The sequence below is a fragment of the Pseudomonas cremoris genome (assembly GCF_014230465.1).
Genome location: NZ_JAAXCY010000007.1, coordinates 415,071 through 431,188, shown reverse-complemented (window position 1 = coordinate 431,188; position 16,118 = coordinate 415,071). Strand labels below are relative to the sequence as shown.

Here is a 16,118-nt window from a genome sequence, read left to right as displayed (position 1 = left end):
TAGGAACGGCGTGTTTGCTGCATGAAATACCCGCTTAAAAGGATAGAACTGGTGCCCACTTAAATTAAGTGCACACCATGTCTTGCCTTTGCGAGGACGGGTAGATGACTTGGCCGGACGCATACGTATGGACTGCGATTGACCTCGCGGGCCCGGCCTTTCGCGTGACGGTTCCTTGTGTTCTGCACATTGCCATGCTGAGGCAACGCGTGATTTGCGCACACGCAACAGCGGGTATGAAGGAAGCTTTCAATGATTGATTTGAGTGTGGTGTTTAAGGTGCCTGAGTGGCTGGCCGCCGGTTTGGAATCTGGCGAGCTTGAGCGAGTGGGTGGGGTCATTCGGGATAAAGTCACTAAAAAGGTCGTTGCCTGGCTTAAGGAAGGCGACACCATAAGCACTGAACCGCCATCAGAAGTGCTTAACGGGCAGCTCTCGCAACTGATGATGCAGGGCCAAGTGTTGATGGGGTTGCAAATGGCCAACCTAGCTGTAAGCACAATCGGCTTTGCGATGATTTATCGCAAGCTTCAGGGCATCGAACGTAAATTGGAGGGTATTCAGTCTGGTGTCGAGCAGCTTCAGGACGGCCAGAAATGGCAGGACAGGAAGGCATTTATCAGCCATCTGGCGCCTGTGATGAGTGCGACAGGCGCGCTGTCGTCACTGTGTTCATACAAGTCTGCCGATTTTGCTCAGAACAAACTGATGCACGCCGAGCGCCAGTTCGACACGGCGGAATATTACTTCAAGCGGGTCACTCAGGAGCTAATGAGCGAGCGTAAGCACTACGCCCGGAATATCGAGTTTGCGATGAATTACCGTTCCTGGATCATCGCCGCGCAGGGCAAGGTGCAATCGCTCTATCAATTGGGAGAGTCAGTCGCGGCGGTTGATGCGGCAGTACGCCTTCAGTCGGAGCACGCCGACTTCGGTAAAGAATTCGCCAGCCTCCTAGCTGCTCCACTGCACCGTTTTGCCCCAGGCAATTACGAGGGAGGAGATGCGTTGACGTTGTTTGGCCAGCAGGCTGTGCAAACACATCAGATCCTCAAAGGTAACGCGTTGCAGCTGGCATTTATGAACGACAACGATATTCAAGTGCAGCAAGAGTTGATTTCAACTGAGATCGATCAGAGTGGTCTGCTGATTTACATTCCACGGTAAAGGACAACTTTTGTGATTGGGTATGTTCGCATGCGTTTCACGCATAACTTTTACCTTGACCTTGTTCAGATTCAGCTCGCCCACTGTATCTGGGCAAAGGAAATAGCGGTGGAAATGTCGAGCGATATCGAGGTAAAAGACTTCACGAGTAACGACTCCGGCAACGCCCAATCCCACTTTTCGCGCAACATATTTTGCACCTCCTCCAAAAGCGAATTGAGATCGCTAGGGTCCAACGTGCCCACAGTCTTGAGTGCCTCTCTTGCCTGATCGATGTTTGCATAGATCTCTATAGCCAAGCCCGAATTATCACAGGATAGGCCCACATGATTGAGCAGCAGACGCAGAGCATCATTAGCGTAATCCCCCAACCAACTGATCAAATAACATTTCCCACCCGACTCGATAAGGTACCGCTCACAAAGCCCCAATAAGGCAAACGTTTTTCGGGCCTCGTCGAGTAAAGCCTTGGCACCTTGATCGATAAAAGGGCAGGGGCTGGAGTCCGCCAAGACTGCGCGCATCTCCTCACGTACGGCGTCATGCACCACTGCGCCCAAGCCATCGAACTGAGGAGGCGCCCCCCCTCGTGCGGCTGACACGATGATGACCTTGGCCTGCAGGTCAACATCACGTACCTGCCATCGACGGCCACCGAAGATAATACGTTGGTCTTTGGTCAGCGGACGGCTAACGGGGACCGAGCCCAAGGCTTTACCGTCGCATACCAGACGGAATTCTTCATCGCTGGTGAATGCGCTGTAGAACTCATGGTGATTGATCATTCGCTCGCCAACTGTTCCAGGTAGCAGCAACCCTGAGCTGTCCTGGACAATCAATTCGTGCTCACCCAGAGATTTGAGTAGTTTCACAAAGTCTGGCTTTTCAATACCTTGAAATGCGCCTTCAGCAATCAAGTTTTTCCATAGGTCAGCAGCCGAAGCGCCGCTGCATTGAGCAATGATGGAAAGGCATTGCTGCACCAAGGTGGAGCCATGAATGCCCTGCGCTCTGGGAGGTTCAAACCAACCTCTGGTCAGCAGTCGAACCATGGCAATGGTTTGTACCAACCCTTGGCGTAATTGATCAGATAAGCCAGATTTATCCGTGAGCGGTGATTCTTTACAGTAAACGCGTAGCGTTGCTTTCTCTCCTGGGCGTCTGCCGGAACGCCCTAAACGTTGACGCAGACTTGCCACGGAAGGTGGAGCACCAATTTGTACCACCGTTTTGATACTGCCGATGTCTATTCCGAGTTCAAGTGTTGTAGTGCAAATCGCAGATGCTGGCCGGTCGCTAGCTTTCAGTGCATGTTCAGCCTGCTCCCGCAGGTCTTTCGAGAGACTGCCGTGATGAGGCCAGAACTCGTTGGGCACGCCGTCTTTCTCGCATCGTCGGCGCAGTTGGTCTGCGTACCATTCAACCTGTGACCGACTATTCGGAAATATTAGGTTATTGCTGCCGCGTAGTACCTGGTAGAGATGCTCAGCAATCGCGAAGTCAGGGCTTGCCTCATTTTCCGTTTCGTCTTCATTCCCCTCCTGCTCATTGGGTTGATCAGATTTCTTTTTAAGCTCGCTCATTGGCGGCTGAATGTAGCCGCGAACTTGCACCTGAAGTGTCTGGTTAGCGTTTTTCGATTCAATAACGGTAACGTTATCGGCATTGGCCGGTCGCAAAAACGCTGACGCCATCTTCATATCGCCGAGGGTGGCTGAAAGCCCAACCCTGGGAAGGCGCCTTCCCGCAGCAAGTTCAACCCTGTGCATCAATGACTGAAGTTGTTTGCCTCGCTCACTACCGATGAAAGCGTGGAGCTCGTCCACGACGATATAGCGCAGGTGTTGGAATACGCCGCCGAGACTTGAACCACGGTTGACGAACAATGCTTCAAGAGATTCGGGAGTGATTAGCAGCACGCCCTCAGATGATTTGAGAAAACGGTGCTTTTTGCTGGATGAAACATCTCCGTGCCAAGCGACAACAGGGATCTCAAGCTGCTCACAGAGTCGGCTTAACCTGTCCCATTGATCGTTAATCAAGGCCTTAAGCGGACTGATATACAGCACCGCACCAGGCGGATCATCGTTATTGAGCAGATTCGTCAGGATGGGCAAGAAGGCGGCTTCGGTTTTGCCAGCGGCTGTTGCTGCGGCGATGATGACGTCCTGATCGGCGTGTACCAGAACAGGCACGGCCCATTCCTGGGCATCGCGAAGGGAGGTCCAACCTTCAGCCCAAATCCAGCGCTGGATTCGGGGCTCTAGCTGTTCGAAGCCTGATGAATCAGAGTGTGAAGGTGGCAAGTTCATCGTCTGCATCGACCTTTATATCATCTTCACCGCCGGAATCCTTGGCGATCTCGACCGCCCCTAGCAGTGTTCGCCAATCGGCCCCTGGGTTTTGCTCAAGGATGGCCAGTAGATTGATGAACGCTGTGATCGTGGTACGCGGTGTGCGGAAGTAGGCTTCCCCTAGGCGTTGGTTGCAGTGAGCCATAAACAGAGGAAGCGCCTCGTCAGGCAGCAAATACTTTTCAGCATCGCCGCCGGCATATACGTGCCGGAGTTTTTGAAGCAGTACGTAGAAGTCTTCAGGGGTAAGACTGGTAAGGCGAATGACCGGCCCTGAGAGATCCACCAGTCCGGTTTTGGCAAACGAGTTCTCAGCCAATCGCGACTGCAGGGCAGGGTAGCTGAATAACCCTCGACGAGTATCCATCAAAAACTCGGGCGTGCCGCCCAGCACGAAACCCAAACCTTCGGATGACCCTTGCAATGAGTCGTTGAGGATGCGGAGGATCTGTTCGTAGTTGGCATTACGAGCCTGCGTATTCGCCAGTTTGTAGAGGTTAACCAGTTCGTCGAGGCAGATCATCAGGCCACCGAACCCTGCGAGCCTGACGAATCTGGAAAGCAACTTGAGCTGGTCGTAGACGGAGGCGTCATCAATGATGGTCCGCACGCCCAAGGCCGTGCGGGCTTCGGTTTTGGTGGTGAATTCTCCGCGCAGCCAACGAATGGCGTCGGCTTTCAGTTGCTCATTGCCTTCCTCAAAACCGCGGCAATAGGCAGCGATCACCTCGGCAAAGTCGTACCCATTGACCATCTCGGTCAACTCGGCCAAGTGCTTACGAATAACTGTCTCGCTGTCGGTACCCGCTGCCTTGGCTTCTGTTTTGGCCTGGGAGATAAATTTCTCCACGATGCCTTGCATGGCACCACCGTCCGGCTTTGTGCGCGTCGACATGTTCTTGGCTAGTTCGGAGTAAAGCGAGCGAGCTTGCCCCCCAGTGGCGTGCAACCGGCGGTCAGGGTTCAAGTCGGCATGCATGGTCACGAGTTTTCGTTCCATGGCGATAGCACGAACCAGGTTCAGAAAGAACGTTTTACCTGCGCCGTACTCGCCTATCACCACCCGAAACGCTGATCCGCTCTCCACCAGACGTTCGACATCCTTGATCAAAGCATCAAGCTCGCCTACACGGCCAACCTGAATCAGGTGCTGACCAACACGTGGCACTACGCCCGCGCGTAACGATTGAATGACCGCGTCGCGATCCTTGGCTCTGATAATGCTCATAGGGCTAATTCTTCCAAGATGTCTGTGTTTATCTCGACCGGGTCGTCGCCTTCTGTGACGGGCATGTCGAATCTTTCAAAAGCCATGTCGTTGATTTGTTCCAGAGCGCCATCGAGCATCAGCTCCATGTCGCTGGCAGCGGTTTCCAGTTCTGCGCGGCTCCATTCCGGGCGAGAGATCAACAGGCGGAGGAAGGCCGAGTGTTCCAGGTCAAGCCCAGGTACGTCCGCGCTCGACTCCGAATTCGGTTCAGCGCTTTCAGTCGGCCGCTCCGCCTCCTCAACCTGATCCTCAGTGAACACCTTGGCGAGGAGGGCGGTGACCTCCGCCGTCTCCCGCTGAAGCTGTGCAATCCGATCATGATCAAGGACGAAACCTTGTTTCGAAGATGAGGCAGGCTGCGCGCCGGGTTCGGCGGATGGGTAAGTGGTGGCAGGCGTCACGGCAATACCCACACCGGCTGCCGCCCCATGGAGGTCGCTGTAAAGCAACTGGCTATCCAATTGCAGTGCCTTATACACACGCTCCAGCAACTTCACCTCCGCAGGGCTGACGATGCCATCAGCCTGCGCCAGATGAGCGAGGAAGCCGGCAATGGTGCGTTTTGCATCGACAGGCAAGGGGTCGAGCTTTTTCTTAAGGCTGGCAAGCGTGGGCGGTTGTTGGAGTTGGATTTGCAGATGTGCTTTGAGGCGTTTGCGATGGGCACCGCTCAAGTGACTCCATGAATCGATATGCTGAGCAAGCAGTGTGATTTCTTCGTTGGAGGTATCACCGTCTGCCGAAGCCACCGCACTGGCCAAATCAAGGGTTACCGATGCAGCGTTGTATGCAGCAGACGCACGGATTGATCCATCTTCAGGCTGGGTTACAAACAACGCGATCCGGTCCTCGGCTTTTGGCGTCTTGCTACCACCCAGTACGTCGGGTTCCATTCCAATATGCAGCGACTCCAATGCGCGGGCCAGAGCGAGTACTTTGTCCCGAGACAATGCGCCCGCGCTTTTAAAGCGCCCTGCGAGCTCTCCAAAACTCATGACGACCAGATCGTTACCAATCCTGGACTGCAACTCATCCAATTCGTCGTGGGCTGCCTTCGGCCAGAGCGCGACAGGAAGCTGCAGGAGCCCCTCGAGTGCCTCTGCGCTTTCAGGTTTTCTTCCCAAATAACGGCTGTAGGGTTCAACTTCGCTGGTGCATTGCTCGACCAGCAGTTGCAAAATTTTACGTGTGCCCGAGGTTGCCATGACGTCAGGCAGATCCCCCAGGGTAAGGGTGGGGGCCTTTATTACGGCAGAGGCAGGGCGATAGCTGGCCTTGAGCTTGGTTTTGTTCTGCGCCAGTATCAGGCCCGCAGGATAAGCGTTTTCGTATTTGAGCTTGAACAAGCGTGAAAACACATCTTTGCAGCGTATGACTGGCGTACGTTTACTGATGTTGGGGTCGGCCAACGCCCATGCCAGTGCCCAATCGGCATTCAGCGGTAGCTTATTGGACGCGTGCTGACCTAAACCAATGCGCAGCGGCAGAGGCATTTCGTAGCTGTGCTCGGCCATGTTGGGCGGCAGGCCAAGGTAGAGATTCGCGTCAACGGCGCGGTTGCCCAAGTATTCAAGGAAGCTTTCTGCATAGCCTCGGAATGACCCATTTCCTCTATAAATACTCAGTAGACGCCGGACCTCGTCGACTATTAAAGGAACCTCATTAATGACCTTTGAATCGTAAATGGGATCAATGAGGGCTCGACGTTCTAAACCGTAGAAAAACAAAAATACATAGCCGGTATCCGCCAACGGATCACTACGCCCACCTGCGAGCCATTGCAGGTATCCGCGTCGCGCTTGCGGTGTAATAGAGTGGAAACTCGGCCAATAAGACATCAGTCGCTCGTTGAGGTCGACGTAGTTCTTGGCAATCCGAAGCTTTGGGTTGATCAGTGAAGGCTCTTGAGCGTCATGTCTGCTACCGAGTGTGCTCCCGATATAAAACATGCCGCCAGGTAGCGAGAAGCCGGCAACTTCGATGATTTCGCCAGCAGGCACCCAGCGGGCGTCGGCCTTCTGTGAGCTGATACTTGGAATTTTAAAGGTATTGGCAGGGGGAGAGCCGAGTTGCACCGTATAAAACTCGGGGCTTTCCTCATTGTTCCTATTGCTCGTCGAGACTTCACGCATGGAAAGCGTTACGCCCAAGCCTTGTGGCTTTTGCGGGCGTACATTCATTGCAGCCGATGCTTGAAGCTGATTGAGCCGGCGTTTTCCGCGCTCGGCCAGCAGCCACATAATGGTGCCGATACCCGCTATGACACCGATCGCTATCCAGGCATTTTTGGGGATTGCAGCGAGAGCACTAAATGCCAGAGCAAAAATAATAAGTATGCCGGTGCCACCGGAGTTTTTGGCTTTCTTCCTTGCCATGTGTCATTTCAACCTTGAAAGATGGGTACTGGCGCTATGGCAGTATCCAATATTTCTAACGCTTGAGCCAATGGCTTGGCTGAGCAGATGATCGGAAAGTTGAACGATCTTGGGTGGAGATGCCATTTCAGCTATAGATTTAATGCTTAGGGCATTTCATATGAGCGTCGCGGCGTTTACGTGAGCATCCTCAGTAATTTCAAGCATCACTAATGAGGCCTGTCTGACAACGACTTGAGTCTAACGGAGCCTTCCGCCCCCATTGATAGATACGGACCACATACCCAGGCGGATATTACTTTGGGACTTTCGGTGACTCGCTGGTTCGACACGCCGTTCGAGCATCCGTGGTTGCCGGCATTGGCGAACTATTTCCAGCGCTTTAGCGAATTTGCCGTAGCCCCCTGCAGGGGCGTGGGTGCTACGGGATGGCGTAGGGGCGCCCTGATGCAGTGTATGCCCTAAGATATGCCCCCAATGTAGCAATCCACTGGAAGTTAATGGAGCTCCATGGTTTGTAGAGAGGCAGAAACGCTCAGACGAACAGCCTGCCAGACGACGCCTAAAGACTCTCAGGATCGCCAAAAAACATCTGAATCCGCGACCGCAACCACCGCTCACCCGGATCATTGTCCTGCGACCCACGCCATGCCATGTGCAACTCAAACGAGCGCACTGGCAATGGCGGTTCTTCCGCGCGCAAACCACCTGCTGCGGTCAGTGCCTCGGCGGCGTAGTCCGGCACGATGGCGACAATGTCAGTGCCTGCCAGCAGGGTGCCCAGCCCATTGAACTGCGGCACGGCGAGTACGACGTGGCGTTTGCGATCGAGCTTGTCCAGTTCTTCGTCAATAAAACCGCTCAAATCTCCGGCAAACGACACCAGTGCATGGGGGCGGGCGCAGAAGTCGTCCAGGCTCAGGGAGCCGGGCACGCTGTCGGCGCGCAACAATTTGGGCAGGCTGCGGCGAAGCACTTTGCGCTTGGCGTTGGCCGGCAGGTCGGCGGTGTAGCTGACGCCGATGGAGATCTCGCCAGAGGCCAGCAGGCCGGGCATCAGTATGTAGTTGACGCGGCGTACCACCAGTACGATGCCCGGGGCTTCAGCACGCAGGCGTTTGAGCAGTTGGGGCAACAGGGCGAATTCGACGTCGTCGGACAGTCCGATACGGAACACTGCGGTGCTGGTGGCCGGGTCGAACTCGGCGGCGCGGCTGACGGCGGTGGAAATCGAGTCCAGGGCCGGGGAGAGCAGGGCGAAGATTTCCACGGCGCGAGCCGAAGGTTCCATGCTGCGTCCGGTGCGCACGAACAGCGGGTCGTCGAATAGGCTGCGCAGGCGTGACAATGCCGCGCTGATGGCCGGCTGGCCGAGGAAGAGCTTCTCGGCGGCGCGGGTTACGCTGCGCTCGTGCATCAAGGTTTCGAATACGATCAAGAGGTTAAGGTCGACACGACGCAGGTCGTTACGGTTCATCTTGTGTCCTGGAAGAGTCAGCTTGCTTGACGAGAGCGGCCATATCAGAACCCTTCAGATTCCATTTAGAAGCATGACCGGCATGAATCTTACGGGGAAAGGCTGGTACTCTGCACCGGCTAATTGAATTTTCCTACGTTAGCTGAAGTCTTTTCCCCGTGTGCGGAATCAATGACAGGCATGTCGACTATTAACGGCGACCTGTGGTCTTACCGGGAAAGCCCAGATAGAGTTCATGGCATTAGAGGTTACTTTGACGAGGTTTGCGATGTCCCGCACGATCCGTTTTCACAAGTTTGGTCCGGCCGAGGTGCTCAAGTGCGAAGAGCATGCAGCCGCGTTGCCCGCACCGGGCGAAGTGCAGGTGCGAGTCGAAGCGATTGGCATCAGTTGGTATGACATTTTGTGGCGCCAGAACCTGGCGTCTTCCCACGCACGCTTGCCGTCGGGGCTTGGCCATGAGATGGCCGGGGTCGTGGTCGCAGTAGGCGACGGCGTGGAAGATTTGTCGGTGGGCGATAAGGTGGCCAGTTTTCCGGCCGAGAGTCCCAATGATTACCCGGTGTATGGCGAGCAGATCGTCCTGCCCCGTTCGGCCCTGACCCGTTACCCGGATGTCCTCAGCCCGATCGAAGCCAGCGTGCACTACACGCCGCTGTTGATCGCCTACTTTGCGTACGTTGACCTGGCCCGCGTCAAACCTGGGCAGTTCGCCCTGGTCACCGACGCCAGCCACTGCGCGGGGCCGTCCTTCGTGCAGTTGGGCAAAGCCCTGGGTGTGCGGGTGATTGCTGCGACCAAAGACAGCGCAGAGCGCGAGTACTTGCTGTCTCTCGGGGCGGAAAAAGTCATTGTCACCGAAGAGCAGGATCTGCTGATGCAGGTCAACAAGTTCACTGACAACCGTGGCGTGGACGTCGTGTTCGACGGCCTTGGCGGTCCGCAGATGTCGTTACTCGGTGATGTATTGGCACCCCGTGGCAGCTTGGTGCTGTACGGTCTGCAGGGTGGTAACCAGACACCATTCCCGGCGTGTGCGGCGTTCCAGAAGAACATTCAGTTCTTTGTGCACTGTATAGGCAATTTCACCGGCAAGCCGGAGCTGGGCATTACTCAAGACCAGGTGGCTTTGCAACGTGCCCTGCGTGACATCAACCAACTGACGGCTGATCGCGTGCTGGTGCCATTGAAAACCACGGTGTTTCCATTCAATCAGTTCGTGGAAGCACACCGCTATATGGACGAATGTCCGTGCCGTGAACGCGTAGCGTTGCAGGTAGAAGCTGTTTAGGGTGTAGGAAGATTCGCAAACGACTCTTCCAGCCCGCTGGAGAATGGGGCAAAAGCGCCATTTGACAGGACTCATCCTTCCCTACCGCTAAAGCGCCGGTTTGGCGCTTTAGCCCAGCAAAATCTACCTTTCTCCCTTACGCCGCGCCGGATTCCTGCGCGGCGTCGTTGTGTGCGCGCCATCATCCTGCCGCTTGGCGTCAATCTGGACTGGTTTTCGGCCAGGTTCTGTATCTGTTAATCGATACTCCAGCATTGATAATTGCATCTTCACTTTCATCTCAAGGACTGAGCAATGATTGAATCTTCGATGCCGCTGCTGGTAGTTGCCATAACTAACAACGCAGCACTCATGTGGGGCTATGGAAACAACAAGGCCCAAGGAAAGTCTCAATTCAACAAATTGAGAAGTTGTTTTAGTTCTATAGGTGAGACGCTTCTTTAATTAGTTGGTTAAAGATGTGTAGGAGCTTGTCGGAATGATCCTAGGGCGGTGATTTCCGCCCTAAACACTCGGCAAATGCTGCATTTGCGTGCGCGGGACATGCTTGGGTCCTCCTTGGGTGTGTCGATTTTGAATGGTTGCTGAGTGCTAGTGTTTATTCATCGGCGTACGGTGCGCCGAGCACATCTCTTACACGCAAAATAGGTCGAGCACACACTTTTCAGCTGCTCGAAACTGATATTTCAACGTAGGTAGTAGAACCATGAGCGCTATTCACGAACAGGCCATGAATTATGTTTACCAGCAAGTTCTGCAACGTTTGATTGGTCACTTTACTCGAGAGGAACGCACGGTACTTCAATTGTTGATTCAGCGAATCATTGTGTCAGCAGGGGGGATGGAGCAGATCGGCGACTACAAAGTCTTGATCGCCCATGGCGGCGGTGTTGTGAGCAGCTACACCCTGGCGCTGTTGCGGGCCGCACAATTGACGATTGCGGGTCGGTCCCCTCGGACCTTTCAGCTGCGAGTCGCAACTCTGCGGCATGCAGGTATGACCCAAATCACGCTTGATACGCTCAATCGTGGTTATGGCCGGCTGTTTTTCCATGACGACTCGCGGGTAGAACTGTTGATGGTGGACAACCAGGAAGTTCACCCCTTCAACCATCAGCGTCCGGCGTCCAGCATGGGTCGCGAAACCAGTCAACGCAATATGTTGATGGCGGGTCACCTAACCTCCGGAGACTGTAGGGCGATACTGTGCAGTGACACCTATTTGGCACTGGGTGATTTCTATCAGCGCGTCACTACGTGGCATGGCGGCGTCCATGCACTGGTCAGCGGTGATTCTCCGCGTAAACAGAGCCAACTGCTCGCCTGGCTCAAGAAGTCAGCCCAAGGCGCAGGCGTGGCCATTCCCAGCGTCCGGCCGCCGACTCTCAACGGTTTGTTCACCCGCATGAGCGAATGGAGCGAGGGGTACTACCGCGATATGTACGGCGAGCACTATGTCGCCAGCAGCAACCCCAGCAATGCCTGTCATCGCCATTTGGCTTATATCGGCATTGCCGACCTGCTGGAGGGGGCGGTACCCGCATCCTCGCCCTTGCTCACCGACTTCATGGCCTATGCGACAGATCCGCTCGACTTTCACTTTAGTCAGCCGGCCTATGCCAATCCGTTGCTGATGGCTCATCTGCATGGGCTGCAAGGGGAATGTCTGCGTGATCTTAATTATGAGGAGGGCGTGGAGGGCTTTATCCAGCACGCGACCCGAAATAGTCGCCGCCGAGAGTTGCCCGAGCGGCTCCTGGCTGAGGCGACGACCCGAGAGGGACGTGCTTGCTCGAACGCCTATGCACAGCAATTCTTCGGCCTGGATGGAACACAACTGACCTGCATGCTCTATTCGCCGTTTATCCACCACGGCGAACGTCTGGAAAGCTATCTGCGTCAGTGCCATCCGGGCATGCTGGTGGCGCTGCCGGAACTGCACAAGGTCTTACAAGGCAAGCCCTCTGCCGACATGCTGCAACAGTGGGTCACGGACACCAGCGGTTTGCCGATGGCCTTGTTGCAGCACCTGTACCGCAAGCGGCCAGAAGGGCAGGCGGTTGAGGTCCTTGCGGCCAGGCGGCCTGATGGGCAGCCTTGTCAATTGTTCGGTCGATGATCCTGCGCGGCGAGCGGCAGGCGGATTTTGCCTACCAGGCGGTCTATCGCTACATCATCAGCCTGATCGGCGAGGTCAGCACCGATGCGCGGGTAAAACTGCCATCATTGCGACAGCTGGCGACGCGTTTGAGCGTATCGATCTCAACGATTCAATATGCGTATTCGCTACTGGAGAAGGAGGGCAGGGTCTACTCGGTGGCCAAGTCAGGTTACTACGCTTGGCCGATTCCGACACAGCCGCCGACGTGGACAGGCGGGGATCTGCTTGATCGTGTGTATGCGGCTGCTCGACGACCCGGTGTGGTGGTGCTCAGCGGTGATGAGCCGACACTCCTCGCCTCATTGGATGGCCCTCTGTTAAAGCTGGAGCGGGAATTGGTACGCCAATACCCGCGACATCTGCAACCCTGGTCCCAACCTTGTGGAGTCTGGGAGCTTCGGGATGCGTTGGCGGCGCGGTATACCTCCTCACCTACGCGTTGCTGGCACGCGGACGATGTCTACATTGGCGCTGATTTGCGTGGCGTGCTGGACCTATTGACCGAAGTGCTGGGCCTGCGGGGTACCACCGTTATCGTGGAGTCGCCCTGTGACTGGTTGATCCTGCGTGTACTACAGGATGCCGGGGTACGAGTCATCGAACTGCCCTGGCTGGCGGATGGCAACCTGGACCTGGGCACCCTCGACCACCTGCTACACGTCGAGGCAGTGCACCTTGTGTTGCTGTCATCGACAATCAGCTTGCCGTCTGGGCTCGGCATGTCGGCCGGTGATCGACTCGATGTAGCCCGATTGCTGGACCAATACGGTTGTTGGGTATTGGAGAACGACACTTTTGGTGAGTTGAACTTCAAGTTGCCGCATACGCCGTTGCGAGACTTGGTGAACCCCGAACGACTGATGGTGTTTTCCACGTTCGAGAAAATCCTGGGTTCGGAAGCTCCCTACGGTTATCTGCTGTCGCGGCGAATGAGCCGCGAATTGCAGCGCCAGTTTTTACTGCGTTCGTTCCGGTTATCGTCGATCCGCCAGCGCGCCATAGCCAGGCTGTATCAAAGCGGGCGCATGGATCAGCACCTGCGAACCTTGCGCCAGCAGTTGCGTCAGCAAGCCGAGCAAATGGTTGAGCGCCTTGAGCTACACCTGGCGGGCCAGTTGACCTACCGAATGCCACTTGCCGGCGCTACGTTCTGGCTGGGTTCCACCCGGCCAGTCGATATGCGTCAGGTATTCCAGCGCTTGCTCGCTCAGCACGTAGTGGTGGCACCTGGCGAGCTGTTCAGTCTCAGCGGCCTGCACCAGCAGCACCTGCGCTTGAGTCACACGTTTCATGGGCAACCCAACCTGGACGACACCCTGGTTACGCTAAGCGAAGCACTGCGCCAGGCTCAGATAGGTTAGCGGGTGAAGTTTCTCTTTCGGTCGTAGGATTTATAACGTCGCGCAGTAGTCGAACTCTCAGTAAACTGGCATTTTTCCTAATCCTTCTTTCCGAGGTTTATGCATGACAATCAGTCCTTTTGCGGGCAAACCGGCGCCAGCCCAGTTGCTGGTGGATATCCCGCGACTGGTCACGGCCTATTACACCGGCCAGCCTGATGCAGCAATCTCTACCCAGCGCGTTGCCTTCGGTACCTCGGGGCACCGTGGCAGTTCGTTCGAGCTGAGTTTCAATGAATGGCATGTGCTGGCTATCAGCCAGGCCATTTGCCTGTACCGCGAAGCACAGGGCATCAATGGCCCGCTGTTTGTTGGCCTGGATACTCATGCGCTGTCGACGCCTGCCGGTGCCAGTGCGCTGGAAGTCTTGGCCGCCAACGGCGTGCATGTGATGTTGGCTGAAGGTGATGAATACACGCCGACCCCGGCGATTTCCCACGCCATCATCTGCTACAACCGTGGTCGCACCAGCGGCTTGGCTGACGGCATCGTGATTACGCCGTCCCACAACCCGCCACAGAGCGGCGGCTACAAGTACAACCCGCCGAACGGCGGCCCGGCCGATACCCACGTCACCAAGTGGATCGAAGCCAAGGCTAACGAGCTGCTGGCCAACAAGCTCGCCGGGGTCAAGCGCATTACTCATGCCCAGGCACTCAAGGCCGACACCACCCACCGTCATGACTACCTCAACAGCTACGTGGCCGACCTGGTCAATGTGATCGACATGGACGCCATCCGCAGCGCCGACCTGCGCCTGGGCGTGGATCCGTTGGGCGGAGCAGGGGTGCGTTACTGGTCAGCGATTGCCGAGCATTACCGCCTGAACCTGGACGTCGTGAACACCGAAGTCGATTCGACCTTCCGTTTCATGAGCGTCGACTGGGACGGCCAGATCCGCATGGACCCGTCGTCCAGCTACGCCATGCAAGGCCTGATCGGTCTCAAGGAGCGTTTTGACGTGGCGTTCGCCTGCGACCCAGACCACGACCGTCACGGCATCGTCACACCGTCTGGCGGCCTGTTGGCGCCTAACAACTACCTGGCGGTGTCCATCGACTACCTGTTCCAGAACCGCCCGGATTGGCGCGCCGACGCGGCCGTGGGCAAGACCGTGGTCAGCAGTGGCTTGATCGACCGCGTAGCTGCACGCATTGGCCGTCGTCTGTACGAAGTGCCGGTAGGCTTCAAATGGTTCGCCGATGGCTTGTTCGAAGGTTCGCTGGGCTTTGGCGGTGAAGAAAGCGCCGGTGCCTCGTTCCTGCGCAAAGACGGCACTGTGTGGAGCACTGACAAGGACGGCCTGATCCCGGCGCTGTTGGCGGCAGAAATGACCTCGCGCAAAGGCCAGGACCCGAGCCAGATCTACCGTGGCCTGACCGACGCCCTGGGCGAGCCGTTCGCTATTCGTGTCGACGCCAAGGCCACGCCGGCGCAGAAAGCGCTGTTGGGCAAGTTGTCGCCGGAGCAGGTGACGTCCACCCAACTGGCCGGGGAAAGCATCCAGCAAATCCTTAGCCACGCGCCGGGCAACAACCAGGCAATTGGCGGCTTGAAAGTGATGACCGAAAACGGCTGGTTCGCGGCACGACCGTCGGGTACCGAGGACATCTACAAGATCTACGCCGAGAGCTTCATTGGCGAGGATCACCTCAAGCAGTTGGTGGAAGAGGCCCAGGTGCTGGTAGACGGCGCGATCTCCCAGTAACACAGCAAAACCAAAGGTGGGAGCGGGCTTGCTCGCGAAGGCGCAGTGTCAGTCACTGAATATGTTTCTGATACACCGCCTTCGCGAGCAAGCCCGCTCCCACATTTAGGCGAGGTCCACCAAGACGATCTCACTGTCCTCAACCGCCGTCACCCGCAACACCTGCTCGTCCTCCACCGCCACACCATCCCGAGCTTGCGCCCGCAAGCCATTGATCTCAATCACACCGGTGGCTGGCACCAGATACGCGCGCCGTCCGCTGTCCAATCGATACTCCGCACTTTCCCCGGCTTTTAGCGTCGCCGCCACCAACCGTGCATCGGCACGAATCCGCAGGCTTTCGCTGTCACCGGCCTTGCCACTGGCCAGGGTCAAAAAACCTTCGCGGCCGTCTTTCGGAAACGGCTTGGCGCCCCACGACGGTGGCAGGCCGCCTTCGTTCGGGATAATCCAGATCTGGAAGATCTTGGTCGGTGTGGCTTCCAGGTTGTATTCGCTGTGGGCGATCCCGGTGCCTGCACTCATCACCTGCACATCGCCAGCTTCGGTGCGGCCTTTGTTGCCCAGGTTATCGGCATGGCTGATGGCGCCTTCGCGCACGTAGGTGATGATTTCCATGTCGCGATGCGGGTGTTGGGGGAATCCAGTGCCCGGCGCGATAATGTCGTCGTTCCACACCCGCAGGTTGCCCCAATGCATGCGCTTGGGATCATGGTATTCGGCAAACGAAAAATGGTGATGAGCGTCAAGCCAGCCGTGATGGGCGCCGCCCAGGGAGTTGAAAGGTCGAAGTTCAAGCATGATCGTCTCCTGTTGATACCGGCTATGATCCGTCAGCCCATGATCGATAAAAAGCGTAAAAAATGCCTGATTCCTATCGGTAGATTAGATTGATTACTGGCGTTTTGACTTTCA

The 16,118-nt window shown here is 56.3% G+C and carries 10 protein-coding genes; 5 read left to right on the top strand and 5 right to left on the bottom strand.

Translation table 11 applies throughout. The features are described from left to right. Positions 1-252 precede the first annotated feature (252 nt). Positions 253-1,167 carry a hypothetical protein gene (locus HF257_RS19920; RefSeq protein WP_185706306.1) on the top strand — a complete coding sequence of 305 codons (915 nt, stop codon included), beginning with the start codon at positions 253-255 and terminating at the stop codon, positions 1,165-1,167. Between the two features lie 71 nt (positions 1,168-1,238). Here the strand turns inward: HF257_RS19920 and HF257_RS19915 are convergent, their stop codons facing one another. The 4 genes from HF257_RS19915 to HF257_RS19900 all read right to left on the bottom strand — a co-directional run bounded on the left by HF257_RS19915 (position 1,239) and on the right by HF257_RS19900 (position 8,643). Further along, the gene (locus HF257_RS19915; protein ID WP_332872216.1) at positions 1,239-3,410 is read right to left on the bottom strand and encodes a DEAD/DEAH box helicase; all 2,172 of its coding nucleotides are present in this window, start codon (positions 3,408-3,410) and stop codon (positions 1,239-1,241) included. Between the two features lie 43 nt (positions 3,411-3,453). Next, positions 3,454-4,749 carry an ATP-binding protein gene (locus HF257_RS19910; RefSeq protein ID WP_185706304.1) on the bottom strand — a complete coding sequence of 432 codons (1,296 nt, stop codon included), beginning with the start codon at positions 4,747-4,749 and terminating at the stop codon, positions 3,454-3,456. Beyond that, entirely contained in the window at positions 4,746-7,166 is a 2,421-nt protein-coding gene (locus HF257_RS19905) for a tellurite resistance TerB family protein (protein ID WP_185706302.1), read from the bottom strand. Before HF257_RS19905 ends, HF257_RS19910 begins: the two co-directional genes overlap by 4 nt. 562 nt (positions 7,167-7,728) lie before the next feature. After that, positions 7,729-8,643: a LysR substrate-binding domain-containing protein gene (locus HF257_RS19900; protein WP_233081312.1), complete on the bottom strand. Its 915-nt coding sequence runs from the start codon at positions 8,641-8,643 to the stop codon at positions 7,729-7,731. A 268-nt stretch (positions 8,644-8,911) separates the two neighbouring features. Here HF257_RS19900 and HF257_RS19895 point away from each other — a divergent pair, with 268 nt between their 5' ends. The 4 genes from HF257_RS19895 to pgm all read left to right on the top strand — a co-directional run bounded on the left by HF257_RS19895 (position 8,912) and on the right by pgm (position 15,203). After that, positions 8,912-9,934 (top strand): zinc-dependent alcohol dehydrogenase family protein, encoded by a 1,023-nt coding sequence (locus tag HF257_RS19895; protein WP_185706300.1) that lies wholly within the window; start codon positions 8,912-8,914, stop codon positions 9,932-9,934. 706 nt (positions 9,935-10,640) lie between these two features. Beyond that, positions 10,641-12,053 (top strand): hypothetical protein, encoded by a 1,413-nt coding sequence (locus HF257_RS19890; protein ID WP_185706298.1) that lies wholly within the window; start codon positions 10,641-10,643, stop codon positions 12,051-12,053. After that, on the top strand, positions 12,050-13,456 hold the full coding sequence (locus tag HF257_RS19885; protein ID WP_185706342.1) for an aminotransferase-like domain-containing protein: 1,407 nt from the start codon (positions 12,050-12,052) through the stop codon (positions 13,454-13,456). The genes HF257_RS19890 and HF257_RS19885 overlap by 4 nt, the downstream gene beginning before the upstream one ends. Positions 13,457-13,559: 103 nt before the next feature. Further along, entirely contained in the window at positions 13,560-15,203 is a 1,644-nt protein-coding gene (gene pgm, locus HF257_RS19880) for a phosphoglucomutase (alpha-D-glucose-1,6-bisphosphate-dependent) (RefSeq protein WP_185706296.1), read from the top strand. Positions 15,204-15,308: 105 nt separating this feature from the next. Here pgm and HF257_RS19875 read toward each other — a convergent pair whose 3' ends face one another. Next, positions 15,309-16,004: a pirin family protein gene (locus tag HF257_RS19875; protein ID WP_185706294.1), complete on the bottom strand. Its 696-nt coding sequence runs from the start codon at positions 16,002-16,004 to the stop codon at positions 15,309-15,311. Positions 16,005-16,118: the final 114 nt, after the last annotated feature.